This is a genomic window from Pseudoalteromonas sp. P1-11 (assembly GCF_001399995.1).
In the GTDB taxonomy this organism is placed as follows: domain Bacteria; phylum Pseudomonadota; class Gammaproteobacteria; order Enterobacterales; family Alteromonadaceae; genus Pseudoalteromonas; species Pseudoalteromonas atlantica.
Genome location: NZ_LJSP01000004.1, coordinates 124,225 through 150,949, shown reverse-complemented (window position 1 = coordinate 150,949; position 26,725 = coordinate 124,225). Strand labels below are relative to the sequence as shown.

General features: G+C 40.0%; 23 protein-coding genes. 15 read left to right on the top strand and 8 right to left on the bottom strand.

The features are described 5' to 3' along the window. The first annotated feature begins 18 nt into the window (after positions 1-18). Positions 19-1,401 (top strand): Na+/H+ antiporter NhaC family protein, encoded by a 1,383-nt coding sequence (locus tag AN390_RS08860; RefSeq protein ID WP_055253970.1) that lies wholly within the window; start codon positions 19-21, stop codon positions 1,399-1,401. A gap of 113 nt (positions 1,402-1,514) precedes the next feature. Here AN390_RS08860 and AN390_RS08855 read toward each other — a convergent pair whose 3' ends face one another. Continuing rightward, complete coding sequence (locus AN390_RS08855) at positions 1,515-4,406, bottom strand: insulinase family protein (protein WP_055253968.1); 2,892 nt, start codon at positions 4,404-4,406, stop codon at positions 1,515-1,517. A 168-nt stretch (positions 4,407-4,574) separates the two neighbouring features. On the opposite strand from AN390_RS08855, the gene AN390_RS08850 reads away from it, so the two are divergent. Further along, the gene (locus AN390_RS08850; RefSeq protein WP_054981846.1) at positions 4,575-4,994 is read left to right on the top strand and encodes an MAPEG family protein; all 420 of its coding nucleotides are present in this window, start codon (positions 4,575-4,577) and stop codon (positions 4,992-4,994) included. A 48-nt stretch (positions 4,995-5,042) separates the two neighbouring features. On the opposite strand, the gene AN390_RS08845 is transcribed toward AN390_RS08850, so the two are convergent. Next, entirely contained in the window at positions 5,043-5,801 is a 759-nt protein-coding gene (locus tag AN390_RS08845) for a peptidylprolyl isomerase (protein ID WP_055253966.1), read from the bottom strand. Positions 5,802-6,097: 296 nt separating this feature from the next. Here AN390_RS08845 and ushA point away from each other — a divergent pair, with 296 nt between their 5' ends. After that, a complete protein-coding gene (ushA, locus tag AN390_RS08840) occupies positions 6,098-7,720 on the top strand; it encodes a bifunctional UDP-sugar hydrolase/5'-nucleotidase UshA (protein ID WP_055253964.1) in 1,623 nt (540 codons plus the stop codon). Positions 7,721-7,759: 39 nt separating this feature from the next. Here the strand turns inward: ushA and AN390_RS08835 are convergent, their stop codons facing one another. Further along, entirely contained in the window at positions 7,760-8,704 is a 945-nt protein-coding gene (locus tag AN390_RS08835; RefSeq protein WP_055253962.1) for a hypothetical protein, read from the bottom strand. Further along, a complete protein-coding gene (locus tag AN390_RS08830; RefSeq protein ID WP_004588735.1) occupies positions 8,697-9,578 on the bottom strand; it encodes a hypothetical protein in 882 nt (293 codons plus the stop codon). The genes AN390_RS08835 and AN390_RS08830 overlap by 8 nt, the downstream gene beginning before the upstream one ends. A gap of 233 nt (positions 9,579-9,811) precedes the next feature. On the opposite strand from AN390_RS08830, the gene AN390_RS08825 reads away from it, so the two are divergent. Together AN390_RS08825 and AN390_RS08820 are read left to right on the top strand one after the other, a co-directional pair. Then, positions 9,812-10,657, top strand: coding sequence for a S1/P1 nuclease (locus AN390_RS08825; RefSeq protein ID WP_055253961.1), 846 nt, complete (start codon positions 9,812-9,814; stop codon positions 10,655-10,657). Between the two features lie 330 nt (positions 10,658-10,987). After that, the gene (locus tag AN390_RS08820) at positions 10,988-14,131 is read left to right on the top strand and encodes a TonB-dependent receptor (protein ID WP_055253958.1); all 3,144 of its coding nucleotides are present in this window, start codon (positions 10,988-10,990) and stop codon (positions 14,129-14,131) included. A 122-nt stretch (positions 14,132-14,253) separates the two neighbouring features. Here the strand turns inward: AN390_RS08820 and AN390_RS08815 are convergent, their stop codons facing one another. Then, positions 14,254-14,679 carry a MarR family winged helix-turn-helix transcriptional regulator gene (locus AN390_RS08815; protein ID WP_055253955.1) on the bottom strand — a complete coding sequence of 142 codons (426 nt, stop codon included), beginning with the start codon at positions 14,677-14,679 and terminating at the stop codon, positions 14,254-14,256. Positions 14,680-15,094: 415 nt separating this feature from the next. Between AN390_RS08815 and hmgA the strand changes: the two genes are divergently transcribed. Together hmgA and maiA are read left to right on the top strand one after the other, a co-directional pair. Continuing rightward, positions 15,095-16,393, top strand: coding sequence for a homogentisate 1,2-dioxygenase (gene hmgA, locus AN390_RS08810; RefSeq protein ID WP_055253953.1), 1,299 nt, complete (start codon positions 15,095-15,097; stop codon positions 16,391-16,393). A gap of 5 nt (positions 16,394-16,398) precedes the next feature. Beyond that, positions 16,399-17,028 carry a maleylacetoacetate isomerase gene (gene maiA, locus AN390_RS08805; RefSeq protein WP_024031919.1) on the top strand — a complete coding sequence of 210 codons (630 nt, stop codon included), beginning with the start codon at positions 16,399-16,401 and terminating at the stop codon, positions 17,026-17,028. On the opposite strand, the gene AN390_RS08800 is transcribed toward maiA, so the two are convergent. After that, positions 17,025-17,258 (bottom strand): TIGR02647 family protein, encoded by a 234-nt coding sequence (locus AN390_RS08800; protein ID WP_024031920.1) that lies wholly within the window; start codon positions 17,256-17,258, stop codon positions 17,025-17,027. The genes maiA and AN390_RS08800 overlap by 4 nt on opposite strands. 117 nt (positions 17,259-17,375) lie before the next feature. Between AN390_RS08800 and AN390_RS08795 the strand changes: the two genes are divergently transcribed. Next, on the top strand, positions 17,376-17,678 hold the full coding sequence (locus tag AN390_RS08795) for a DUF1496 domain-containing protein (protein ID WP_055253951.1): 303 nt from the start codon (positions 17,376-17,378) through the stop codon (positions 17,676-17,678). 54 nt (positions 17,679-17,732) lie between these two features. Beyond that, a complete protein-coding gene (locus AN390_RS08790) occupies positions 17,733-18,041 on the top strand; it encodes a VF530 family DNA-binding protein (RefSeq protein WP_004588743.1) in 309 nt (102 codons plus the stop codon). 38 nt (positions 18,042-18,079) lie between these two features. On the opposite strand, the gene AN390_RS08785 is transcribed toward AN390_RS08790, so the two are convergent. Continuing rightward, on the bottom strand, positions 18,080-19,699 hold the full coding sequence (locus AN390_RS08785; RefSeq protein ID WP_004588744.1) for a diacylglycerol kinase family protein: 1,620 nt from the start codon (positions 19,697-19,699) through the stop codon (positions 18,080-18,082). A gap of 456 nt (positions 19,700-20,155) precedes the next feature. Here AN390_RS08785 and AN390_RS08780 point away from each other — a divergent pair, with 456 nt between their 5' ends. The 6 genes from AN390_RS08780 (at position 20,156) to AN390_RS08755 (ending at position 26,036) form a co-directional block, all read left to right on the top strand. After that, positions 20,156-20,680, top strand: a complete 525-nt coding sequence (locus AN390_RS08780) for a sigma-70 family RNA polymerase sigma factor (protein WP_024031922.1) — start codon at positions 20,156-20,158, stop codon at positions 20,678-20,680. Further along, positions 20,677-21,360 (top strand): anti-sigma factor domain-containing protein, encoded by a 684-nt coding sequence (locus AN390_RS08775; protein ID WP_004588746.1) that lies wholly within the window; start codon positions 20,677-20,679, stop codon positions 21,358-21,360. Before AN390_RS08780 ends, AN390_RS08775 begins: the two co-directional genes overlap by 4 nt. A gap of 375 nt (positions 21,361-21,735) precedes the next feature. Next, a complete protein-coding gene (locus AN390_RS08770; protein WP_029771656.1) occupies positions 21,736-23,328 on the top strand; it encodes a DUF4331 domain-containing protein in 1,593 nt (530 codons plus the stop codon). 10 nt (positions 23,329-23,338) lie between these two features. Further along, positions 23,339-23,851, top strand: coding sequence for an Ig-like domain-containing protein (locus AN390_RS08765; RefSeq protein WP_055253949.1), 513 nt, complete (start codon positions 23,339-23,341; stop codon positions 23,849-23,851). A 56-nt stretch (positions 23,852-23,907) separates the two neighbouring features. Then, positions 23,908-24,936 carry a hypothetical protein gene (locus AN390_RS08760; RefSeq protein WP_055253946.1) on the top strand — a complete coding sequence of 343 codons (1,029 nt, stop codon included), beginning with the start codon at positions 23,908-23,910 and terminating at the stop codon, positions 24,934-24,936. Beyond that, a complete protein-coding gene (locus AN390_RS08755; protein WP_055253944.1) occupies positions 24,933-26,036 on the top strand; it encodes a HupE/UreJ family protein in 1,104 nt (367 codons plus the stop codon). Before AN390_RS08760 ends, AN390_RS08755 begins: the two co-directional genes overlap by 4 nt. 42 nt (positions 26,037-26,078) lie before the next feature. Here AN390_RS08755 and AN390_RS08750 read toward each other — a convergent pair whose 3' ends face one another. After that, positions 26,079-26,705, bottom strand: coding sequence for a TetR/AcrR family transcriptional regulator (locus AN390_RS08750; protein WP_024031928.1), 627 nt, complete (start codon positions 26,703-26,705; stop codon positions 26,079-26,081). Between the last annotated feature and the right edge of the window lie 20 nt (positions 26,706-26,725).

Here is a 26,725-nt window from a genome sequence, read left to right as displayed (position 1 = left end):
AATTTTGTGAATCTTTAAATGCTTGAACCTTCTGCATTAAGTTTACTGCCACCAGCGGTGGTTGTGGTATTGGCTGTTGTTTTACGTCGCCCTATTTTATCTTTACTTATTGGCGCTTTAGTTGGCTTAGTAATAGCCGACCCAGCTCAGGTGCTTGCTAACTTTGCCAGCACGTCACTTAAAGTAATGACCGACGAAACCATAGGTTGGTTAATACTCGTGTGCGGAGGCTTCGGCGCTTTAATCGCTTTATTAGTGCGCACTGGCGGTGCATCGGCGTTTGGCAAATTAGCGCTAAAATACACTAAAGGTAAACGCTCTTCTTTGTTTATGACCTTTTGTTTAGGTGTGGTTATTTTTATTGATGACTATTTAAATGCGCTTACCGTTGGTGAAACGATGAAACGCATTACCGATAAATTTAAAGTTAGCCGAGAAATGCTTGCCTACGTTGTAGATTCAACAGCGGCACCTATTTGCGTACTTGTCCCTTTATCGACTTGGGCGGTATTTTTTGGCGGCTTGTTAGTCGATAACGGCATTGCCGAGGAAGGCAAAGGCATTGCGGTTTATATTCAAGCCATTCCTTATATGTTTTACGCCTGGTTTGCAGTATTGGTGGTTTTGTTAGTGGTACTGGGTGTTATACCTGCTATTGGGCCTATGAAAAAAGCCGAAAGGTTAGCGCAAGTTGAGCAAGCCACTGTAGACCCTGCGCAATTTAGTGATATTCAAACAGCAGACGAATACGCTGTAAAAGCAGTAGAAGAAAGCTTTGAAGATGCCGACCCTAAAGGAAAATTACACAACTTTTTACTGCCTATAATTTTACTAGTAGCCTTTACAGTTTACTTTGAAATAGATGTATATAAAGGCTTATTGGCAACTATGGCGGTAACGCTTCCTTTTTATGCACTACAAAAATTAATGAGCTTTAGCGAAATGATAGAGCGCATGCTTGATGGCTTTAAAAGCATGATACCGGCTATTGGCACTGTAATAGCGGCATTTATATTTAAAGATGTGTGCGACTTAATTGGCTTAGCGCAGTTTGTGATCGGTAGTTTGAGCCCGTACATGACTGCCCAATACTTACCGGCGGTGGTATTTATTGCTATGGCAGTGTTAGCGTTTGCTACAGGCTCTAGTTGGGGTATTTTTGCTGTGTCGATCCCAATAGTTATGCCACTGGCAACTGCCGTTGATGCTAATATTCCGATGGTTATTGGCGCGTTGTTATCGGCCTCATCATTTGGTAGCCAAGCCTGTTTTTACTCAGACTCTACCGTACTTGCAGCACAAGGCTCTGGCTGTAATTTAATTAGCCATGCAGTAACACAACTGCCTTATACATTAATTGCCGCGGCACTTGCCGTTGTCGGCTTTATTGTTATGGCATAAATTAAGTTAATACAAATAAAACACCCCAATGTAGTACTACACTGGGGTGTTTTACCAATCCACAATAATACTTAATTAAGCGGATTGGTATTATTTAGCCGTATAAATATAGCTTATTTTTGTAGTTTAATACCATTGTAATAGGTTTCAAGCGATTGAATTTTGGTTTGATTTGGTAAATCAGCAAAGTCGCTTTCTACAAACTTAGTACCACGTAACTGCACATTTAAACGTGCGGCTTGTGGGTTTAACATAGTTTGTTTGTAGTACTGCTTAATATCTTCAAGCGTTACTTTTTCAACTTCATCAATTAGCTTTTGCTTAGAGTCAAAGTTAAAGTTTTCACGATACCAATCGGTAATAAGTGGCCCCATTTCATCGCTTAGGTTTTTAGGCTGCTCTTTTAGTGATACAAGCGTGGCATTTTTAAGTTGAGCAAAAGTATCTAAGCTCATATTATCAAGCTCTACCGCGTACTCTTTTTTGAATTGATCAAAACGTGCCTGTATTTCTTTTGGTCCTTTAACAGGTGTTTGAATAAACAAGCCAATTGCCGAGTAATCCTCTATTGGGCGAGCCAGCGCGCCTACGGCGTATGCAAGTTGCTCTTCGGTACGCATTTTATCAAATGCAATGGTTCTAAAGTGGCTTTGTAACACCGCAGCTTGCGCTTTTTGTTTATACCCTGGCACTGGGTGAACGGTCATATCAACTACTGCCACATCGGCCACATCAATATCTTTTTGCAATACTCGCGTTTCGCCTGGCTGTGGTAACCATGCTTTACTACGCGCAAACTCACTCGATGTATGATTGCTTGGTAAAGTGGCACTTAACTCAGTGGCTATCGATTCTATATCTTGTTGGTTGTAATTACCGTAGCTAAATACACGTAAATCGTTGGTGGCAAATGTGGCTGTTTTTAGCTTGTTTAAATCGGCAACGCTTAACGATTCTGCCGCTTTTATCAGTGCCTCTGTATCAAAGCTGCCTGTGCGGATAAGTTTTGAGTAGGCGCCAAATGCTTGTGCATACGGAAATTGCTTTTGCTGATTTAACAAGCCACGTTTGTAGCGATCAATGGCTTGGGTAAATGCTTGTGCCGTTACGTCGGCTTTTAACCCGCTTAGCGCTTGTTTTAAAAGTACATCTTGCTTATCGGTAAAGCCACTCATTGATAAAACTAAACCATTACTTGGCGCAAGGTTTACACTCATGCCGGCAATGGCGGCTTCGGTGCTTAGTTGGCTTTGTTGAATGTTATATAAGTCGGCCCATACTGAGTAAAGTACTTCAGCATTAATATCATTTAAGCCTGGTTGGGTATTAATATATACCTCAACCAACCCCTTTGGCTGGGCAGCAAATTTTTGGCTTGCTTGGCGCCATACTTTTACGCCGTTTTTATCGTAAGCCAGTTCAGGGTGTTTTTGCTCTTTAAACTCAGCTGTTTTAATCGCGAAGCTTTCAGGTAGTAAGTTATTTACACTTGGTAAAGCAAGCTTAAACTCGCTTGATGTTTTCCAACTGGCAATTTCGGCATCGCTAATATCTTCTATGCGGTATTTACCATCATAAAAATGCAGTTGCGAGTCGGTTTCTTCTTGTTGCGAAATATACCAAACGCGCAACGTATCGGCATTTAACTGCTTAAGTACCTCGTTTATCGCCTCTGCGTCAAATTTGGCATAATAGTAAGGCGCATCAATGGCATGATTTAATGGGTAATCTTGCATGCTGCCAGTAAGCGCACTGACATAGCTAAACTCATCGCCTTTTTCTAAAAACTTAAATTGATTGCTAAGTGATGTACGAATTTCATTAAAGTACTTAGCATCTACACCTTCTTTTTTAATCAGTTCAATGTATTGCATAATAGTTGCGACAATTGTTTCGCGGTTTTTCATGCCTTCATCGGTTAATTCTAGCGAAATAGTAAGCGCGCCGTAATTGCCGTACTGACTAGGAGAAGGAGACGCTGTTAATTGCGATACCCAGCCTTTGTCGCGTAGTAATTGTGCCGGGCTACCTGGCATTTCATTACTTAATAAATAACTGACATAACGGTTAGGTTTAACCGCAAAGTCGCGGCTGTTGTTATTAATAGTAAACTCAAGTTGCAGCTGTTTTACGTCTTCATTAGGTGAGTAATATACTTTTTTGCCACCGGCTTTATCAAAATCAAGCTCTGCGGTAACGGTTGGCTTTTCAATGTGTTTATTTTTGATATCGGCAAAATAAGTTTTTGCTTTTTGCTCCATTTGCTCAATTGGCAAGTTTGAAATAAGCGCTACTTTCATAATGTTAGATGAATAGTATTTATTGTAAAAGTCGACCGTTTCTTTGTGTAATTGGCTGCCTTCTTTGTCTCCTAGCGTTTCTAGGTTACCAATTAAAAAGCGATTTGCCGGGTGATCGCCCATCATTTTACGGGCAAGTTTAAACTGGCCAAAAAAGTCCATTTCGCGGCGCATTGACCACTCGGCATTTACAGCGTTTTTTTCTTTATCTGTATATTCAGGGTACAGCTTAGGGGCTTTAAAAAAATCAGCAAAACGGTCTAGCGCTTCATCAAAGGCATCGTTATTAATTTTAAACATGTAGTTTGTAATATCGAGCCAGGTATACGCATTATTTACCCCGCCATTTTTGGTCATAAAGTCAGAGTAGCCTTTTGTATCGGGGTAGCGCTCTGTGCCTAAAAAAAGCATATGCTCTAAGTAATGTGCCATACCCTGCTGCATCATAGGGTCGTGTAGTAAGCCTACGCCTACACTTAGCGATGCTGCTGATTTTTCAGCGCTTGGATCAGAGACTAAAATGACTTCTATTTCGTTTTCGAGGGTAAGGGTTTTATATTCGCGCGTATCATTTGGGCTTACAACTAATGTGTCTGAGAGTAAGGAGCTTTGCGAAGAACTAGCAACCGATGAGGTAGATGATGTATTAGTACAGCCACTTAAAACTGCTAAAGCGATGACGCTAAAACCAAGAATTTTTTTCATTTTGTTTTTCCATTAAAATTGCGCTTAGGATGCGGTCAAAACAACGTAATAGAGCTAAATTAACACTAACAATTAAGGGTTTACCACAAAATAATACTAATTTATGTAACACATTGTGAAAAACACCTGCATACTTAAAGTCAGTAAAATAATAACGAAGGAAATAGGATGGAAAAAATAATAATACTCGCCATGTTTGCACAAGTAACGTTATCGCTCGTTGTAATGCTAATTATGGGCAAGCGACGCTTTGCTGCTGCAAAAAACAAACAATTACAGTTGAGCGATTTTAAAACCATGCGCCTTGATAACGCAGGCGATACCGTACGCGTAGCAGATAGAAACTTTACCAATCAGTTTGAAATACCAGTGCTTTTTTATATCGGTTGTATTGTTGCATTGCAACTTAACAGCGCTAGCTACTTAATTACTGCGCTTGCGTGCTTATTTGTTATTTCGCGTATTGTGCATACGGTTATTCATATTGGCAGTAATAATGTAAGACTGCGATTTAATGTTTTTTTACTAGGCTGCGCCAGTGTGTTTGCTTTATGGCTCGCGATTGTTTGGCGAATTTTAGCATTTTAGTAAAAGCGGCTTAATTAGCCGCTTTTTTATTTACTGTTTAACACATAATTAGTATTTAGCGCGTTTTAAGCATTTACCCACACCAAGCAGTGCAATTAAGCAAAAACCAACACCCATACTCCCACCCGAACTGCTTGATGAGCCAGCCTCTGCTGATGAATCGTCTTGGCTTATTAATGTATTGGCTGCTGGGTTTAAGTTGGCAGATGAAAGCGGGTCGTCATCTAATACCACCACACTATTAATAGTTACAAAGTTAGCGCTGCTCAGAGCGACATCGCTACTTGAACATTGTTCACTGGTTATATCAACCAATGGGATATCGCCGCAGTGTACCAATCCAGCAATATTATCGAGCGTAGCTTGGCTTTGCGCTGTAATTTGCCCAAATACTGTAAAACCGCCATTTTGGGTATCAAGCGCTTCGCTATTATCAACCATATTAAAAAACCACTGGCTCGTTGCGCTGTTTTCATCGTTGGCTAATTTAGCCATCGCGATTGTGCCCTTCACATTAGATAAAACAGGCTCATTAACAACAGCAGGCTTGGTAGTTATTGGCACTAATTCGTCGGTAAATGTAAAGCCACCGCCTTGTATTACAAAGTCGCTGACTGAGCGGTGTATTACGGTTTGGTTATACGCGTCATCTTCAATATAACTTAAAAAGTTAGCAACCGTATTGGGGACTTGTTGATCAAACAAGTTAAGCTCTATCACCCCGTGCGAAGTTTGCATTTCAACAATAGTGGCTTGGCTAGTAAAGCACGAAAACGCAAGTAGTGAGCCAATCAGGCACTTTTTCATTATGAGTCCTTTTTGTTATTGTTATTTAAATTAAGTGTTAATACCAATCCACACTATACGCCAAGGAAAAGCATTTAGAAGGCACAACTACAATTAACACCCTTTTAGTTACACTTCATTACATATTCTTTTAAATAACACTCGCTGTATTCGCTTTGTGTAAAAGCATTTAATAATTTAATATTACTTTTAAAAATCGAATATAAAAAAGTATAAAATAAGTACGTTATTTATCGCTAAATTAGTTTAAACTAACCGCCTAATAAATTAAGCACACCATAATAAATGGGTATTTCATGCGTATAATTATTTTATTTTCAGTTATTTTATCTGTTATAGGTTGTACAAACTCACCTTTAAACACCTCCACTGCCCCACAGTATATTACTGTATTACATACTAACGATAATCACGGGCGCTTTTGGCATAACGAAAAAGGTGAATATGGTATGGCAGCGCGTAAAACGTTAATTGACGCTTTACGTAACAAAGCTCAACAGCAAGGCCATGCAGTATTACTGCTTTCTGGCGGTGATATTAACACCGGTATACCTGAGTCAGACTTACAACACGCAGAGCCTGATTTTAAGGGAATGTCGTTACTCGGTTACGACGCCATGGCAATTGGTAACCATGAATTTGATAACCCACTGAGCGTTTTAGCTAAGCAGCAGCAATGGGCTAGTTTTCCCTTACTGTCTGCAAATATTTTTGACAAAGCAACTGGGGAAAGCGCATTTCAAGGCTATAAAATTTTTGAAAAGGGGGGCTTAAAAATTGCGGTTATAGGGCTTACCACTACAGACACCGCTAAAATAGCTAACCCACAATATATTGGCCATTTAGAATTTAAAGACCCTGTTGATGTGACGGCAGCTCTCGCTAAAAAAATTAATGAGCAATACAACCCCGATATCACTATTGCACTTACTCACATGGGCCATTATGTAGATGCAAACTTTGGGATTAATGCCCCGGGCGATGTCACACTTGCCCGCTCTTTACCCGCTAATACCTTAGATATGATTATTGGTGGTCACTCGCAAGAGCCGGTTTGTATGGCAGCTAAAAATAAAAATGACGATAACTTTAAACCCGGTCTTGCGTGTAAGCCCGATCAGCAAAACGGCACATGGATTATGCAAGCACATGAGTGGGGCAAGTATGTGGGTAAGGCAGAGCTTAAGTTAGAAAACGAAAAGCTCACCCTACTCGATTATAAATTGCTGCCAGTTAATTTATATGTTGATGAAATTCAAGCCGATGGGTCTAGTAAACAAGTATTAGCCAACGAATACATTAAACCCGATCCGACCCTAGAAGCTTTTTTAGCAAGTTACCAAGCAAAAGGCGCAAAACAAATTGCAGGTAAAATTGGCAGTGTTGATGCGCGTTTAGAGGGCGATAGAAACAAGGTACGTTACCAACAAACTAATTTAGCGCGTGTGATTATACAGGCACAAATGAATGTGGTTGGCGCCGACTTTGGCCTTATTAGTGGTGGCGGAATAAGAAGCTCTATTGAAGCTGGCGATATTAGCTATAAAGATATTTTAAAAGTACACCCGTTTAAAAATCGCATTACTTACATGGACTGGCAAGGGCGTGATTTATGGAACTACTTAGAAACAGTGACCAGCTTCCCTGTTGATGCAGGTGCCTATTTGCAATATCACAAATTAGCGTTTACCCGTGAAAATGGCAAATTAGTCAGTGTACTCATTGATGGTAAGCCACTTGATGAAAATAAAACTTACCGTATGAGTTTAAATAGCTATAACGCATCAGGTGGTGACGGTTACCCTGCTATTAATAAACTCAAAGGGTTTGTTAGCACAGATGAAACCGATGCTCAGGCACTTAAAACCTTTGTCTCGCAAAATAGTCCACTTAAAGCTGCGCAGTTTGCACCTAAATAACAAACGTTATTAAAAGATAAGTTTAAGGAAAGTAGCTGACTACTTTCCTTTTATTTCTATGTTTCCCTTTGCAATATTTATTAAACCGTAACTGTGTAAACGTGAGCGAGAGCCCTCGCCATATGCTTTAGGCGGATAATAAATGTCTTTCATATCAGGGTGTTCGTTTAAGACTTCGTCTAGGGCTGCACGAATCTCACTGAGTGTTTTTTCTAAGCTGCTATTAAAATTTGGCCGCTTGCGTATAGTATGCCCAAGCTCAATCAACCTATAAAAGTACTTGTTAGCAAGCTCTATAAGCTCATCCGGCACGTATTTATTTTGATTTAGCACAACATCTTTATTATCACGACAAAACTCTATTAATGCTAAATAAAAGCATAGCGGTTTGTTAGCTAAACACACTGTAGCCTCAGGCATATAACTATTACTGAGTGTTTTAGTGTTTAAATCAATGATCAATGCCAGCTCTTTTGGTTTTCCTAAGTCAGTATCAGCGTTTAGTGTTGGGCCTTTAGCATTTTCAGGCATACCAATAATAGACTTCAGCCATTTGCTAAATAAAATACTCAAAACTAAAAATAACAAGCAAATCAAAAACCTGTTTTCTGACCAAAAATGTGCGTTTTTCTCAAACACTAAAGAGACATGGGTAGTGCTCGACTTGAGTGTTCTTATAAACTGGTTTGGCTTTAAAGTTAAAGGTTTAGCAGATTTTGGCACAATTTTAACTAAGCGAAGGTTATTGTCTAAATAGCCGTTGAGCTTTAATAAGTAGTCTTGCACTGCATGTTGGTTACCCGAGTGCTTTAAAAGCTCATTAGAGAGCGCAATTAACGGTAAATCGAGTGCAACTTGTTTTTCGGTTTCAATAACCTGGCGTTTAATAGCGTCACTCTGCTCATTAATTACAGACACATAAAACACTAAACAGTTAATAATAAAAACAGCGCAGCCAAAAAAAACATATTTATACTTATCCATTTTTAACGCTCTCATCTTTAGCTGTTACCTGCTCTGAACTGCAATCCCAGTACGATTGCGCCTCTTTGTAATAACTCAGTGTTTGCTCCTTTGACATATCAAGAATATGACGCTGTACAGCACATAAAAGGTCTGTATTGTTTTGCTGCATTTTTAGATACCAGCGCGAACCTGAAATTTTATTACTTAAAGGGGTTATATAATTTTTTGAAAAACGAGCAGCATCACTTTCTTTCCAAAAAGACGCAATAATATCGACCTGCCCATTAGCTAATAAGTCACGAAGCTCGCTGTGCGAACTGGCGTAAGTAATATCTAGATTGGCTAAGTTGATATTTAAATCTTTAAACATTTTCTTTGGAAGTATATGGCCAGAGCGGCTTGTAGGGTAATCTAATAAGCCTATACGCTTATCTAAAAAGTATTGTTTTGTTAAGCGTGGTTTTTCTTTTGAGGAGATAAAAAATGCGGTGTAATCAGAAAAGCCCACCACAGATTGATAGTTATAAGTTAGCTCTGCATTAAAGGCATCCATTATATTATTTTTTGCAAGTACGAGGTCTGCAATCCCTTTGCCGACAAAATCGAAGCTTTCCGTTGTACTGTCACCCCAGTAACCTTTAACTGAACCGTATTGTTTCGTTACCACGGTATCAAGGCATAGAGACTCTGTAAGCTTCTCTGCCACGCTTTGCGATGGCGTAAATACAATAAGCTGATTTTTGTTTTCACTGGCTGTTGTATAACATTGTGTTGACGTTTTTATTAGTTCTGGGAAATTTATTTCATCACTTTTAACGCTCACCTTTCCAACAGACCATGCAGCAACCATAACCAGAAACAAAAGTGTAACAAACGACAGTTTATGTAACATGACCTTTCCAAACCCCATCAATAAGATGTACCTAACAACCCTAAGGCTTTATTTGAACAATATTATTTACTTATTACAACAGGTAATTTTACCCATCAAAGGTAAGTTATTGATTTAATGCAATTATGAATAAGAAATAATGAATACTCTTGACTCCTTTCTATATTTAGCAAAAACAATCACAATGTTTACACCAGCTAATAGGTGAATAAAAATAAATGCAGGAAACATTGATGCGCATTAAAATTGCTACTCTCGTAGCAACAACGTTAATAATTGGTGCTGTTTTTACAACTTCTAAAGCGTATGCGTGGGGTCAAAATGGTCATCGAATTGTTGGGCATATTGCAGAGCAACATTTGAGTGACGAAACAGTGCATAACTTGTTGCCACTATTAGAAGGACAATCCCTAGCTCAAATTTCTACTTGGGCAGATGAAATGCGATCTAGTCCTGAACTATTTTGGCGTAAAAAATCTTCGCGCTGGCACTACATAAACCTTCCTAAAAATAAAACACTTTCTCTAAATCACGCACATACACACAGCAAAGACGATGTAACAAATATTCTAGAAGGTATTTACTTCTCTATTAATACACTTCAGTCATCTACCTCTTCCCTTAATGAAAAACAGTTTGCTTTAAAGTTTTTAGTTCACTTGGTTGGCGACAGCCATCAACCATTTCATGCTGGGCGAAGTGAAGATAGAGGCGGTAATTTAATTAAAGTTGATTTTTTTGACAACGAAACCAATTTGCATAGCCTTTGGGACACTGGATTAATAGAAAATGAAAACTTAGCTTACACTGAATACGCTAAGTTTATAGATACCGACGATGCAGCATTAATTAAAACATACTTAAAAAGCAGCCCTACTACTTGGCTGATGGAATCTCACAAACTGGCCGAAGATATTTATACCTCAACCAGTGATGAAGTGAGCTATAGTTATGTTTTCAAATACAATCCGCTTGTTAAGCAGCGTTTGCAAAAAGCAGGCGTTAGGCTTGCGGGTGTATTGAACTATTTATTTGATTCGTCAGATGACAATAAAAAATTAAAAATAACGATAAAATAACAATCAACCTATAAATAAAAAGCCTACACACGGGAATTAATTTATGTTTATACACGGTCTGGAGTATAGCTAAAATAATACAGCTAAAAATGTATTAATTACAAAATGTAAATAATTAATTGTAAAAGGAATTATAAAGCTTGCATTTCATAATACTGTCACATAACGGCGGTAACATAACAATAAGTAATTAATCCAAATTTAGTTAAGTATACAAGTATAAATTGTGCAAATTAATTTTGCATATTACAAGAGTATAAATTCAACAACACTGCTGACTTTATACTACTTAAAATAACAATTTAATTATAACTTTCACGGGAAATGAAAATGAAGACTAAACTTCAAAAAACAGCACTCTCACTTGCTATCGCTGCGTGTGTAAGTGTAAGTGGCGCTGCATTCGCCAACGAAACAACCTCTGCGATTAAGGGTCAAATTACCGGTCCAAACGGTAACCCAGCTCCAGGTACCAAAATAACAATTTTACACGTACCGTCTGGCTCAGTTAAAACAACAGAAGCAAACGATGCAGGTTACTTTACTGCTAAAGGCCTTCGTGTTGGTGGTCCTTACAAGGTAATCGTTGATTCTGATGTTTATGCTGATCAAGAATTTAATAATATTATCCTAAACATTGGTAACGATTACCCAGTAAATGCTGCACTTGAGCCACAATCAAGCATGGAGCAAATTGTAGTAACGGGTGCACCTATCAGCTCTATGTCTGGTGGTACTGGCCCAGCGTCTACATTTACTTTAACTGATCTTGAAAACACGCCTGCTATTAACCGTGATTTAAAAGATATCATTCGTATTGACCCGCGTATCACAATTGATGATAGTCGTGGTTCAATCAACTGTGGTGGTGGTAACCCTCGTTACAACAGCTTAACGCTAGATGGCGTTCGTATGAACGATAACTTTGGTTTAAGCTCTAACGGTTACCCAACTATTCGTGCACCTTTCTCTTTTGATTCAATTGAACAGGTTTCAGCTGAGCTAGCACCATTTGACGTACAGTACGGTGGCTTTACCTCATGTAACATTAATGCAGTAACAAAATCTGGTGGAAATGAAGTTCACGGTGGCATCTTCTATGATTACACAAGCGATTCATTAAAAGGCGATAAAATCGAAGGCGAAGACGTTGATAACGGTAACTACACCGAAAAACGTTACGGCTTTAACGTTGGCTTACCGTTAATCGAAGATAAACTGTTTTTATTCACTTCATACGAAAAGCTTGAAGGTGTGCAACAGTTTAACTACGACGGTTTAAGCAGCGGCAGTGTAACTGCAGATGATATTGCTCGTATTACAAACATTGCTCAAACTGTATATGGCTATGACGTAGGCGGTACTCCTTCAAGTATGCCGGTTGAAGATGAAAAAATCTTAGTTAAATTAGATTGGAACATCAACGAAGATCACCGTGCAAACTTAATCTACAACTACAACGACGGTAATACAGTTTCACAGTCAGACACTGGTTCTAGCCGTGTTTCACTATCAAACCACTTTTACGACCAAAGTGCAGAATTTACTTCAATTATCGCGTCTGTGTATTCAGATTGGTCAGATGATTTTTCAACTGAAGTTCGTATTGGCAAATCAGAATTAGACGCAACGGTACAATCGCTTGATGCTGCAAGCAGCTTTGGTGAAATGCAAATAAGCACAGGTAACGGTGGTACAGTTTACATTGGTCCAGATGATTCTCGTCAATCAAATGATTTAGATTACGATACCACTACATTTAAAGTAGCGGGTACTTACTACCTTGACCAACATACCATTACAGCTGGCTATGAGTTTGAAGAGTTAGACGTATTTAACTTATTCGTACAACATACTGAAGGCGAGTACCGTTTTTATAACGAAAGAGATTCAGACGTAACGGGTATTGATTTATTTGAGCAAGGTATCGCAAACGCTGTTTACTACAACAATGCTGCCGGTACTAATGATCCTAACGATGCGGCTGCAAGTTTCTCATACGCTCAGCATACGTTTTATGTTCAAGACGAATATGCATTTACAGACTTAGATGCAAACATCACATTTGGTTTACGCTACGATAAATACACAAGTGATGACGTACCAAACTTTAACCAAAACTATACTGACCGCTATGGATTTAGTAACCAAAGCACGTTTGATGGTATTGATTTACTTCAACCACGTGTTGGCTTCCAGTGGTATGCAACAGACGAATTAGAAGTTCGTGCTGGTGTTGGCTTATTCTCTGGTGGTAACCCAAATGTTTGGTTATCTAACTCTTACTCTAACGATGGTATTACAAACATCGGTACATTCCGCAGCTCGGTTGATTTATTCAACACGCCAAACGTAAATGGCGGCGCGCCTGGTTTTGAAGTACCGCAAGAGATGTTTGATGAAGTTGCTAACACTGTAATTGGCTCAGGTGATGCTACAGTAAATGCAGTTGACCCAGACTTTGAAATTCCTTCAGAGTGGAAATACTCAATCGGTGCAACATACACAACTGAAAACGAGTATGTTATTTCACTTGATTACTTATACTCTAAGAAGAAAGATGCTGCCTTAATGCGCGACATCGCACTTCAGGATTCGGGCGAAACTACATTTGATGGTCGTCCTATTTACGAGTCAATCGAAGGCCGTGATGGTGAATACCTTCTTACAAATGTAAGTGGTGATAGCGGTGATTCATCGGTTATTTCATTAGCTGTAAGCAAAATGTTTGACAATGGCGTAAGCGTTAACTTTGGTTACGCATACACAGATTCAGACGATGTTAACCCAATGACAAGCTCTGTTGCGGGCTCAAACTACGGTAATATTGCGCTAACGGATCCTGGTAACCCTGGTGTTGCATCATCAGATTACGAAATCCCACATCGTTTTACTATGACGCTTGGCTACACGCATGAGTTTGTTGATGGTTTTGCTACTCGCTTTAACCTATACGGTGAAGCATACAAAGGCTTACCATACAGCTACACATTTGATGGTAGCGACGAAAATGTATGGGGCGATGCTAACTGGAATGGTGACCGTCAGTTACTTTACGTACCACTTGAAAACGATCCTAACGTTGTTTACGACATGAGCGCTGATGAAATTAACGCGTTTAACGACTTTATCGCGTCTAACGGTTTAGAGCGTGGTGAAATCACTGGCCGTAATGCTGAAAACTCAGATTGGTTTGTTAAATTTAACTTTAAAGTTACTCAAGAATTACCAGGCTTTATGGATGGCCATAAAGGTGAAGCGTTCTTCGTAATTGATAACTTAACTAACCTATTAAACGATGATTGGGGCGTACTTAAAAAAGGTCCTTTCGTTGGCGCTAGCATGATTTCTACAACGATTGATGAGCAAGGCCGTTACGTTTACTCAGGCTTTAATGAAAACAACGCAAATACATCAGTACAATCTGATGCGTCATTATGGCAAATGCGTGTAGGTGTTCGTTACACTTTCTAATCGCATTAGTGTAAAAAACGACTAATTAAAGCCCATCTTTTGATGGGCTTTTTTTACCAACCAGCTTAATTAAATGATCTATTTATCCCCTCAAAATGATTAAGTATTATTGCGGATTGATTTTATAAGGCACCTTTAAGCTCTTTTAGTAAATTTAGCAATTGGACTTGTTGCTGCTTACTAAATTTTTCAGCTAATTGCCCTTCCCAATTTTGTGCATCACGTGCTATGAGCTTGTAAATTGCATTGCCCTGCTCATTTAACATAACCTGCGTTACTCGCTTATCTTGCTGATTTAGTTGTGCTTCTACATACCCTCTTTGCAGCAATGATTTTATAACTCGCGAAACCGTTGACTTATCCATATTGGCCTGTGTACATAAATCTTTTGCATTGCTTTTGCCATATTGTGCTAAGTTTGCCAACACCCGCCATTGAGGGATGGTTAAGTTGTATTTTTGCTGATAAACACGCGCAAAATCATCGCTTATAAGATTTGCCATTTGGTTTAACTGATAGGGCAAAAACTGCTCTAGATCTATTTCCATTATTACTTTCTCATCGCATTTACACACTGTGAAAACTGTGCATTTTTATTTACAGGCTAAAACATGCGCCCATTTGAAATTACTCTCACTTGAGAGTACTTTAAACTAATTAGGGCCTGTTGACCTTTCAGGATTGAAATTTGTTCAATCTAGGGGCCATTTAATCGCGGCGCGAGGTTTGTAACCTAGTGGGCTAAGTAAAAACCGAGCAACAAAGAGTAAATGGCCCCTAGGCAGAACCCTTCGGGCAGCGCCTGTTTGGCATTTATGCTACGTTATCGCCTATTTATGGGGAACAACCACACTGCATAAGCTCTGCCTTGCCTAATTCCCAAACAGACTGCTGCAAATTCAACTTCGAAAGATAAACAGGCCCTAGAAAGATAAAACAATGTCACTCTCACAGGATCTAAATATGGCCAGCGAAATAAACTACATGAGCGGTTTTGGCAATGAGTTTGAAACCGAAGCGCTACCCGGCGCACTGCCTGTTGGGCAATTTACCCCACAAAAGGTGAAGTACAATTTATACACCGAGCAATTTAGCAGCACGGCCTTTACCGCCCCGCGAGCCGCTAATCGTCGCACGTGGCTGTACCGCCTTCGCCCATCGGTGGTACAAGGTGAATACACCGCTATAGATAACGCACTAATAAGAACAGCGCCTATAACTGAAGCAATTACGCCCCCTACAATGATGCGCTGGAGCCCTATTGATATTCCCACACAGCCCACTGATTTTATTGATGGCTTAATTACCATGGCTGCAAATGGCAGTGCCAATGGGCAAACCGGTATGGGTATTCATGTTTATGTTGCTAACAGTTCTATGCAAGGGCGTTATTTTTGTAATGCCGATGGTGAGCTGTTGTTTGTGCCTCAGCATGGCGAACTGTTATTACACACCGAATGTGGAAAGCTCACAGTAAAGCCGGGGGAAATTGCCGTCATTCCTCGCGGGATTAAATTCTCGGTTGATTTAATTGATGAAACCGCACGTGGCTACATTTGTGAAAACTATGGTCATGCATTTGAACTTGCCGAGCGCGGCCCCGTCGGTGCAAATGGCTACGCTAACGACAGAGACTTTAAATACCCTGTTGCTGCATTTGAAGATAAAGAAGGTAGCTTTGAATTAGTCACTAAATTTAACGGTCATTTATTTAGTTGCCCTATCACACACTCGCCTTTAGATGTAGTTGCTTGGACCGGTAACAGCGCACCGTACAAATACGACTTAGCACGTTTTAATGTTATTAATACCGTGAGTTTTGACCACCCAGATCCTTCTATATTTACTGTTCTTACCTCCCCTTCAGCCACTGAAGGCATGGCAAATGTAGATTTTGTAATTTTTCCACCGCGTTGGATGGTGGCAGAGAATACATTTAGACCTCCTTACTATCATCGCAATATTATGAGTGAGTTTATGGGCTTAATAGAAGGGGTTTACGATGCAAAAGAGCACGGGTTTGTACCAGGAGGCGCTAGTTTGCACAATTGTATGTCGCCACATGGGCCTGAAGCCGAGGTATTCGAAAAAGCATCTAACGCTGAGCTTGCACCGCAAAAATATGAGAACACGTTGGCCTTTATGTTCGAGTCTCGTTACATAATATCGCCCACTAAATATGCCCTTGAAGGAAAAGAGCGCCAAACTAATTACACTCAGTGCTGGCGTAGTATCACAAAACATTTTACAGGCGAGGAATAATAACAATGAAACTATACAGCTACTTTCGCTCATCTGCCGCATACCGTGTACGCATAGCACTTAATTTAAAAGGCATTGAGCATGATATGCAATTCGTTAATTTACTTAAATCGGAACAGCTAGCGCAGCCTTACTTAGATAAAAATGTGCAAGGTTTACTTCCTGCTCTTGAAACGGACGAAGGCGTATTAGCTCAATCACTGGCTATTTTAGAGTGGTTAGATGAAAGCTATCCGCAAACGCCGTTAATTTATGGCACTGCATGGCAAAAAGCGCAAATTCGTAATATAAGCTATGCAGTGGCATGTGATATTCACCCAGTAAATAATTTACGAGTGCTGAAGTATTTAAGCAACGAATTGGGTGTAGACGAGCAAGCTAAAGCCGCCTGGTATAGGCATTGGGTAGAGCTTGGATTTGAAAAAATTGAAATGATGCTAAGTGAAAACAATGAGTTTTGCGTAGGCAATACACCCACTCTCGCTGATATATGCTTAGTGCCACAGGTATTTAATGCATTGCGTTTTAATGTAGATATGGCTGCGTATCCAAAAATTGCAGCCATTTATGCACGTTGTAATGCATTACCCGCTTTTAGTGACGCCGCGCCGCAAAATCAGCGCGATGCAGTTTAACTTTTTAATGCGCAGTGAATAACACTCACGTGCTCTATTAAATCAAGGCCCAGTTCGGTTAAATAGCCGCCATCTGGGCTGTCTATCACGCCTTTATCAAACAACCTTTGCGCCGCGCTTAATAAACTTGGTTCAGCATCCGAATGTAACTTAATCCCTTGCATTTTGCTCTCACGTGGAAATTTAGCTAATAACGTAAATTCATCTATCATTGTTTGATTAAATTGCATGTGTTCACCTTTTTATAATTGTGTGTTTAAGTCAGTGTTGTTTAACGCTATTACTTACCCTAGCATGTTTTTTAATCGTGTGTACTATTTTTAAACTATCAAAATTCGAGGTCGCTCATGCGTCATATTATGGTTTTATTTATTTTTTTAATTGCGTTCACTTTGGCCCCTAGCAGTTATGCAAAAACAGTCAAAACCCATTCTATTATTGACGCTAATGAGATTATTAATAATGGTGATATTTGTTGGTACGACAACAAACGTTATAGTGAAGGCGCGCTGGTGCAAGTACATACTTTTACCTTAGTGTGCGCAGCTAATAACCCACAGCATAATAACAGTGAGCTAATTTGGCTAAAATTAGATAAAAAAGGCAATATTGTTTATCCCACAAAGCCTAAAACCATTACGGTCAATTAGCGCTAAAAGAGGATTTACGCTACAATGCGCACAGTTTAAATAAGTAGTATGGCTATGGATAATCAACCAAAAAATCCTCTTCATGGGGTAACGTTAGAACAAATTTTAGTAGAGCTTGAGCAGCGCTTAGGGTTTAAAGCCATGGGCGAGCAAGTAAACATTAAATGTTTTACCGACTCACCGAGTATTAAATCAAGCTTAAAATTTTTACGTAAAACCCCTTGGGCACGCGATAAAGTTGAAGCTCTCTACTTACATACGTTAAGTAACAAGCCGCTGCGTAAACCCAAAAGCGCTCAGCGCCCTAAGCCAGCCAGCCAAAGCGACAGCAGTGGGTTTGTTTGGCCAAGCATTAAAAAGTAACACACAAAAATGCACGTTAAATACGTGCATTTTGTATTTTATAGCTCCTTACTAATTACTTTTAACGAGGCGGGGTCAACTGTAATAGTAAGCGTATCCGCTGTTTTAATTTCACCATCCAGTACATACTTAATTTCTTCGTCTGCGGTTATCGTTACTTTTTTAGCGTTGGTATGATGCGAGCTAATTGCTAAATGCGTTTGTGTAATACTACTAAACATAAGTTCAGCAATGCTTAGCACGCGGGTGGTGTTTTCATCACTAGGTAGCAGCCAATTAATGTCTAATAGGCCATCTTCGTGATCGGGCTGACCACCTCCTTGGGCTAATAACGTAGTAAATGGCGCAGCATTAGCCACAATAAAACTATTTGTATTTACTTCCTGCGTTTGATTATCATCAAGGGTGACATATAGGGTTTGCGCTTTTTGCTCACTAAATGCCTGAAAAAAACCACTTAAATAGGCAAGCTGACCCGATTCGTTTTTTGAGTCTCTATCTGCTTTTTCTACCATTGATTGCTCATAACCAATCCCAGCTAACAACAGCATAAGCTCGTCATTACAATAGGCCGTATCAATTGTTTGGGTTTGCCCATCAATAATAAGATCGCAGGCCTGCTCAACAGGAATGATTTTAGAACTAATCCCCATAAGCACATGCGCTAATGCATTGGCTGTGCCCATAGGGATAATACCCAGCTTGCACTGAGTGTTTACCAACACACTTGCTACTTCTGTCACGGTTCCATCGCCGCCACAGGCAATTATTATATCTGGCTTATCTTTAATGGCTTGTTTAGCAAGCTCAATACCGTCTATTTCTTTGGTGGTGGTTAATACTTCTAAATCATAATACGCCGACAACCTAGCCACTATTAAATGCTCTTTGTCTTGCCACATTTTGGTACCCGACACAGGGTTTGCAATAATAACGGCTTTGTTTTTAATAACTAGCTCGCCCTTTTTATGTCGCTTTGCTAAATGACGAAGCTGATGCTTATTAAGATTTGCGGTTTCGCGGGTTTCTTTTATTTGCGCGAGCACTTGGTGAACATCGGCGTTTTTATCTTGGCTCAGTAAATACGCTGCCATAACAAATACCGAACGCCCTCTGCCCAGTGCACAGTGAACTACCACGCGGCGGTCTTCTTTAATATGATGATGTATCCAGTTAATGGCTTGGTTTAATTGCGAATGGGTAGGCACACTATGATCAAGCACCGGAATATTTAAATAGCTAATATTTTCTTGTGTAGAGCTCCATTCTAAGCCATCAAACTCACACGTTACATCTAATATTGCCGTTATGCCGTTTTCTTTTAACGTATCTATATCAGAGGGGAACAATCGGCATGCTAAAAATAAATGGTCGTTAATTTTTTGAATGGGAGGGACTTTATCGTGCTTGCGAGAATACGCATTGTAAATTTGAACACCCAGTAAAAAAGGCACAAATGCCCAGCGAATATAAAATGGAATAACACCATTTTCACGCTTTCTAAAAATTTTCGCCAAATTAAAAATGTAAGCACCACTGACAAGAATTAACGACAATGCACTCCAGTAAAATACCACTGCAAAATATACCGAGTTAACCTCCCACCCTATAAATATAAAAATTAACGCTAAAATTAAATAACTCGTTGCAGCCCACATATTTTCTCCTTTATTTTTACTGTTTTGGCACATTTTTTACAGCTGTGTATAAGTGTAGTAGCAATTTACACGCCAACAAAAGTTGTTTTTTAGGAACAAAAACAACACTAAGTAACTGATATAAAATAAATAAAAGTAGCTAGCTTTAGCTGTATTCGCATATTAGGCGCTTTTTACACAGTAATCGGTCATTTTTTCTCACTACTCAAAGGTAACTGTTTATATTTAAAACTTGTTTCAATGTGTACAGCAGCTAATATAAATGTCAGCTTAAAAGTTTTTGCATCCAATCACTCTTTTCACACGTTTATTGAGAGTGTGTTTATCTTTATTGGTTAAATTTATAACAGCCTGTTTAATCTCTATTTCAAAGCGATTAAATTGCGCTTAAATAAAACAATTGTTAATTCACGAAGCTCAACACACCTCGGTAATAATAAAAACAACAGGAACCTTATGGAAAACGACAATTTACTTCCCCTTTTGTGTAAAACAGCACAGGGTAACAAAGCCGCGTTTGCTGATTTGTATCAGCAAACAAGCGCAAAGCTTTTTGCGATTAGTTTAAATATGCTTTCAAACCGCGCGCACGCAGAAGAAGTACTGCAAGAGGCATTTATAAAAATTTGGCATAACGCGTCAGAGTACAATTCATCTAAAGGCACAGTTATTAGCTGGATGATAAGCATTGTGAGATACCGCAGCTTAGATGCATTGCGTTATCACAAGGTAAGAAAAGAGCAGGCAATGGGTGATGATGAATACGACGAACAAGCAGTCGATGTTAGTTACGACGAACAAACCAAACTTGTTAATTGTATTGAGCAACTTGATCCCCAACAAAAACAAGCCATTCATTTAGCCTATTACAAAGGGCTAAGCCATGGTGAGTTAGTCAATCACATAGAAACGCCCTTAGGCACAGTTAAAAGCTGGATCAGGCGTGGTTTGCAGCAGTTGCAGAGGTGTTTAACATTATGAATTATAATAAACCAGAATTACTTGATGCTTTAGCAGGGCAGTATGTATTAGGTACTTTAAAAGGCCTGGCACGAAAACGTTTTCAACGCTTAATGCTCAGCTTACCGCAAGCCCGAGAAGCCACTATAATGTGGGAGCAAAATTTAAATGATTTAGCCAGTGCAATTACGCCTCAAACACCCAGCGCGCAAGTGTGGAAGAATATTTTAAATACATTAGAACACACCAACCAACCCGTTAAAACGGTGATCAAACCAGCTACATCGCTGTGGCGCAATTGGTCATTTATAGCCACAGCTGCCTGTATTATCTTAGCATTTTTGGTTATTCAGCCCACAACTCAGCCCCAATACAGCCAACAAATTGCTTTAGTACAAAACCAAGATAAGCAATCACTGTGGTTTATTAACGTAGATGAGCAAACATTATCGGTTAAAGCCAGTGATAAACTCGTTGCGCAAACCGATAAAGACTACGAGCTGTGGATGATTTTAAAAGGGCAAGACACGCCAATTTCGTTGGGTCTACTGCCTAAAAACGGTGAAAAACAGTTACTCAAAGGCACGCGCTTTAAGGCACAAGACATTGCCCTACTCGCTGTTAGCTTAGAGCCTTTAGGTGGCTCGCCAAACGGCCTACCAACACAAGTACTGTACACGACAGATTTAGTTATTTTATAACTAAATAAACGCGACTGGTTGGTCAAACTTTGTTTGGCCAACCTTTTTATTTACCTTGGGTAACCATTAATATTTGATTAAACTAAAGTAGGCTTAATCGCAGTGCGATGCTTATCATATTGTGTGCTCAATACCTGCTGCGTTATTTTAATTGCATACACCCCCTGTAATAAGTATAAAACCAAACCGCTTCAGCCCCTTAACACTCTCTTATCACTTCCTTATCTAAATGCAAAACAGCCTGCTGAAAATTTAATCTTGAACGTTAAACACCCCTTTATTAACAAAATAAAAAAATATTTAACTTTTTTGCATCCATTGTGCTTTTTGTTTCGTTATTAGTTATGACTCCAATCAAAACTAAAGGAAAAAGTCATGAAAGCTTTAACTCCATCTATACTCGCAGTAGTAGTATGCAGTACCTTAGTAAGCACCTCTAGCGAGGCATCAAGTCACCGTGAAGCGCCGAACATTAGCCGCTTTCCAACCTTAGACTCTACCGACTTTTATGTATTTAATAGTTATGAAGCAGGCAGAGACGACTACGTTACATTTATTGCCAACTATATTCCTCTACAAGATGCCTACGGCGGCCCTAACTACTTTGCTATGGACCCAGATGCAACCTACAGTATTCATATTGATAACGACGGTGATGCAGTTGAGGATATTACCTTTGCTTTTAATTTTACCAGTATGCTGCCAAACGATAATCAAGGCGTGCAATTAACCGTTGGCCCAGAAGATAATCAGCGTACTGTATCTGTACCTCTTAAAAACGTTGGTGGTGTAGCAGCAGGTGATGATAGCGCCGCTAATTTTAGCGAGTCATACACACTCAGCATGATAAGCGGTCCACAACGCACGGGTACCAGTACAGCATTAAGTAATACCACCACCAGTTCAACCACGTTTAATAAACCGCTTGATTATATTGGTGACAAAACATTTGGTTCAATGGCTGATTACCAAACCTATGCAGATCAGTTTGTTTATCAAGTTTCGGTACCAGGCTGTGACAGTATGGCCAAAGTATTTGTTGGTCAGCGCAAAGACCCATTTGTCGTTAACTTAGGTAAAACATTCGATTTAGTAAATTACGTTCCCGTTGAAGGTGATAGTGCGCCAGGTGCTGGGGATGGCGGTGGTTTCCCTGGAGGGATTACACAAAGCAGTGAGAATGACGACCTCGTAGATAAAAACGTTACCTCAATTGCAGTTGAAATGCCTAAAAGCTGTATTGTAGGTGAAGGCAACGGCGTAATTGGTTCATGGACAACAGCGAGCCTACCTCAAGCACGCATTTTAAACCCTAACGCTAAATTTGCAGATAACGCGGTAAATGGCGGTGCATTAACGCAGGTTTCACGCTTAGGTAATCCATTAGTTAATGAGCTTGTTATTGGTATTAAAGACAAAGATACCTTCTCAACGGCTCACCCTAAAGACGATGCACAGTTTTTAGATTACGTTTCGCACCCGTCTTTACCAGAGCTGTTAAATATTTTATTTAAAGATGCAGTAAATACCACACTTGGCGCTAATTTAGAAACTCTTGCTCCAACTAACTTTCCACGTACTGATTTAATCACCGCATTTTTAACTGGTTTTGCAGGGGTAAACCAACAAGCCACCGTAACGCCATCAGAAATGCTACGTTTAAATACTGCAATTGCAGCCACAGCACAAACTGATCAGTCTGCATTTGGTGTAGCCGGTGATGATTTAGCAGGTTTTCCAAACGGGCGCCGTCCAGGTGACGATGTCGTTGATATTGCACTTCGCGTGGTAATGGGGCGTTTATGTCATCCTATTCCTGTAAATGGTGAAGACACCGACTTAGGTCTATGTACACCAGAGGATGCTGATGTAGGTACAGTGCCATTCACTGATGGTGCTCCAGTTGATGCAAGCATGATGGATGCCACTTTCCCATACTTAGCCACCCCACTTGCAGGCTCTAAATAAGGAGTAACGTATGCGTAATTTAAACCTTACCCATAGCAGTATATTGTTATGCGCTTTGGCACTAGGCGCGTGTAGCAGTGATGATGATAACAAACAACCCACACCGGTTGTAAATTCTGCGCCCAGTGCTAGTGATGCAATGTTAATTACACAAACAGAAGTTGAAATTAACGACATGTTAGTGGCCACCGATGCTGATGGCGATACATTAACATACACATTAACTTCGCAGCCGACATTAGGTAACGCTGTAGTAAATAGCGATGGCAGCTTTACCTATACCCCAAACAAAGAAGCAACCGGTAGCGACAGCTTTATGTTTGGTGTATCAGACGGTGTTAACCAGCAAGTGACTGCAGCGGTAAATATAACCATTGAAGCACTGCAAGTGGACTTTGCACAATTTGCAAGCGATGCATTTAACCAAAGCCCCACTGCGCAACCGCTATCTACCAACGGACGTGTCTTTATCAATACAGACACAGACGTAAGCGGTATTTTATCAGGCGCTTCTGGTAACTAACTCAGTAAGTAAATTAAGCTGATGGCCATGGATGGCTTTTTTAAGAGGATAAAACAATGCGCAGTCATTATAAAAAAATGCTCTTTGTTTTTTGCGCTGCACTGTGTGTAAATAACGTGCTTGCAAAACCAATTACCCCAAAAGATAACGCAATTATTGCCTCAAGCAATGCAACATTAAGTGCTAATTTAACCCTTGAGCAACTCACTGCGCTGGTGCTTAATAGCCAATACATAGGCCAAACAGAGCGCTATCAAGGTGTATTAAAAAAACGCTTAAAAAACCTATATACCGCTTCTGCAACTGCACAAACCGGTTATTTATATGCACGGGTGCTTCAAAAGGAGCATGCGTTTTCGCGTGCCATAGTCGTTGCTAATAACGTATTAAAAACCCAGCCAGATCATGTAAACACCCATTTATTACTCGCTAATATGTTGATGACACAAGGCAAATTTGAACAAGCTAAGCGCCATTGCGTGGCATTAATTGGTAACACCAGCCTATTAACGGCCAGCACGTGTGTGCTAGATGTACAAAGCCAACAGGGCAAACTTAGTGAAAGTTATCACGCGTTAGTTAAGCTTACGCAAAACAAAAACAGCAGCTTAGCGACAAAACATGTGCTCAGCGAAATGGCGTTTAGACTTAATAGATTCACCCGTGCGCAGCAGCATATAAATAATATTGATTTAAACACAGCCCCGGTGAGCCTTATTGTGCTGTGGGCCGATATTCAACTGCAGCAAAACAACCCTGAAAAAGTGCTTAATACACTCGGTAAACTTGCCAATAGCCACTCATCGCTTGAAGACGCTATTTTGCTCAAGTTAGCCATAGCTGAAAAACGCAGTAATAAGCACACTAATACGGTGTGGCAACCGCTCATGCAACAGCGCGTAAAATTACGTGAACAACGCCAAGATACCTTCCATGCCAACGACTTAGCTAACTACTATATTCATGTACAAGCAAACCAAGCCAAGGCACAATACTGGGCAAATATAAATTGGCAGCAAGCAAAAATGAGTACAGATAAACACTTACTAAGCCAAGCAAATACGATGGTTAGGGATTCTTTATGAGTAAAATAAACGCGTTATTTGTTTTATTTATAGTTGCGCTATTTGCCAACTTTAGCGTGCAAGCACATCAGTTGAGCACAAGCTACATTTCGCTGGATAATACCGATAACGAAAAGCAATACACAGGCACCTGGCAAATAAATATTAGCGATTTAGAACAACAAGTTGCGCTTGATGTTAACCAAGACACACAAATAAGCTGGGGCGAATTAAAATCACAAAAGCCAGCTATTAATCGCTATGCCAAAAATACTCTATCGGTTTTACAAAATGAGCAAACTTGCCCATTAACAATTACCGATAACTACCAATTAGATGATCATTTTAATGAAGCATATTTAGTGTTGCCGCTAGTTTTTAGCTGTAACACTGATGCAGATGTAACGTTAACGTACCGCGCTTTTTTTAACCAAGACGCAAACCACAAAGTTATTGTAAATGTAAATCAGGTTTCGCGGGTTTTCACTATAGATGAGCAACAACACACTTTTACCACTGGGCAATCGAGTTATTTAACGACTTTTAACCAATATGTTTATCAAGGCGTGTTACATATTTGGATTGGCATTGACCATATTTTATTTTTAATCGCACTACTTTTAACCTGCGTTTTAACACGCACTGAAAGTCACTGGCAGGCAATAGCAAGTAAAAAGCACATTATTAAGCACACTGCGTGGATTGTGACTGCGTTTACCCTTGCGCATTCACTTACCCTTACTGCTACGGCTCTTAATCTTGTTTCGCCAAGTAGCCGCTGGGTAGAGCTAGGTATTGCAATCTCGGTATTATTTGCGGCTTTAAACAATGTATGGCCTGTTATATTACGCCTTGGCTGGCTTACTTTTGCGTTTGGTTTGTTACATGGAATGGGCTTTGCCAGTGTACTTGGTGAGCTTGGGCTCTCGAGCGATTATCAATTGCTCAGCATTTTAGCGTTTAACTTAGGTGTAGAGCTTGGGCAGCTGAGTATACTGTGTATTGCACTGCCGGTGTTACTAACAATGCGCAATAAACCTATTTACATAAAATGGGTGATGCCAATTGGCTCCCTTGCTATCGCTGCAATGGCACTATTGTGGTGCGTAGAGCGTATTTAGCATTAAAAAAGCGAGTCGTTTGACTCGCTTTTTAGTTTTCTATTACTTGGTTTTATCAAACGGCATTAGCAAGGTTTTCATCGCAGGCCTTAGCGCGATTAACACCGTTTCTTCGGTGAGTTCAGGGTAGAGCATCTTACGAAGCAGTAACCCCGCCATCATCGAAAAAATAACGTTAATGCGGCTTTCAAGCTCGTGTTCATCAGTGTCTTTAAGTGCACTACGTTCACTGGTGAGTAGTTGGCGCATGCGCCCCCGTGCTTGAATATCCATATCTCGTAAAAGCGAGGCCACTTTACTATTGCGACCCGCTTCCGCCATCATGTCTAAATCAACCACACAGGCACCGGTATCCATATGCCTTTGTACACCAATGTTTAAGCCATCTATAAGCGCTTGTAGAACATCACCTGGGTGATCTTCAAACTCCTGAAAGATAGAAAACATTTCTTCCATGTCTTTAGCAATAATACTTTCAATTATTGCCTCTTTGCTTTCAAAGTAGTTATATATATGCCCAGCGCTCATGCCAGCCGTACGGGATATTTCGGCCATGCCTGCGCCATGATATCCCTTGCGTTTAAAACACTCTGAGGCAGCACTCAGCACCTGCTCTCGCCTAGCTTGTGCTAATGCTGGGTCTATATGCCTTTTAGCTTTCGTGCTCATAACCCTACTCCGGTATTAAG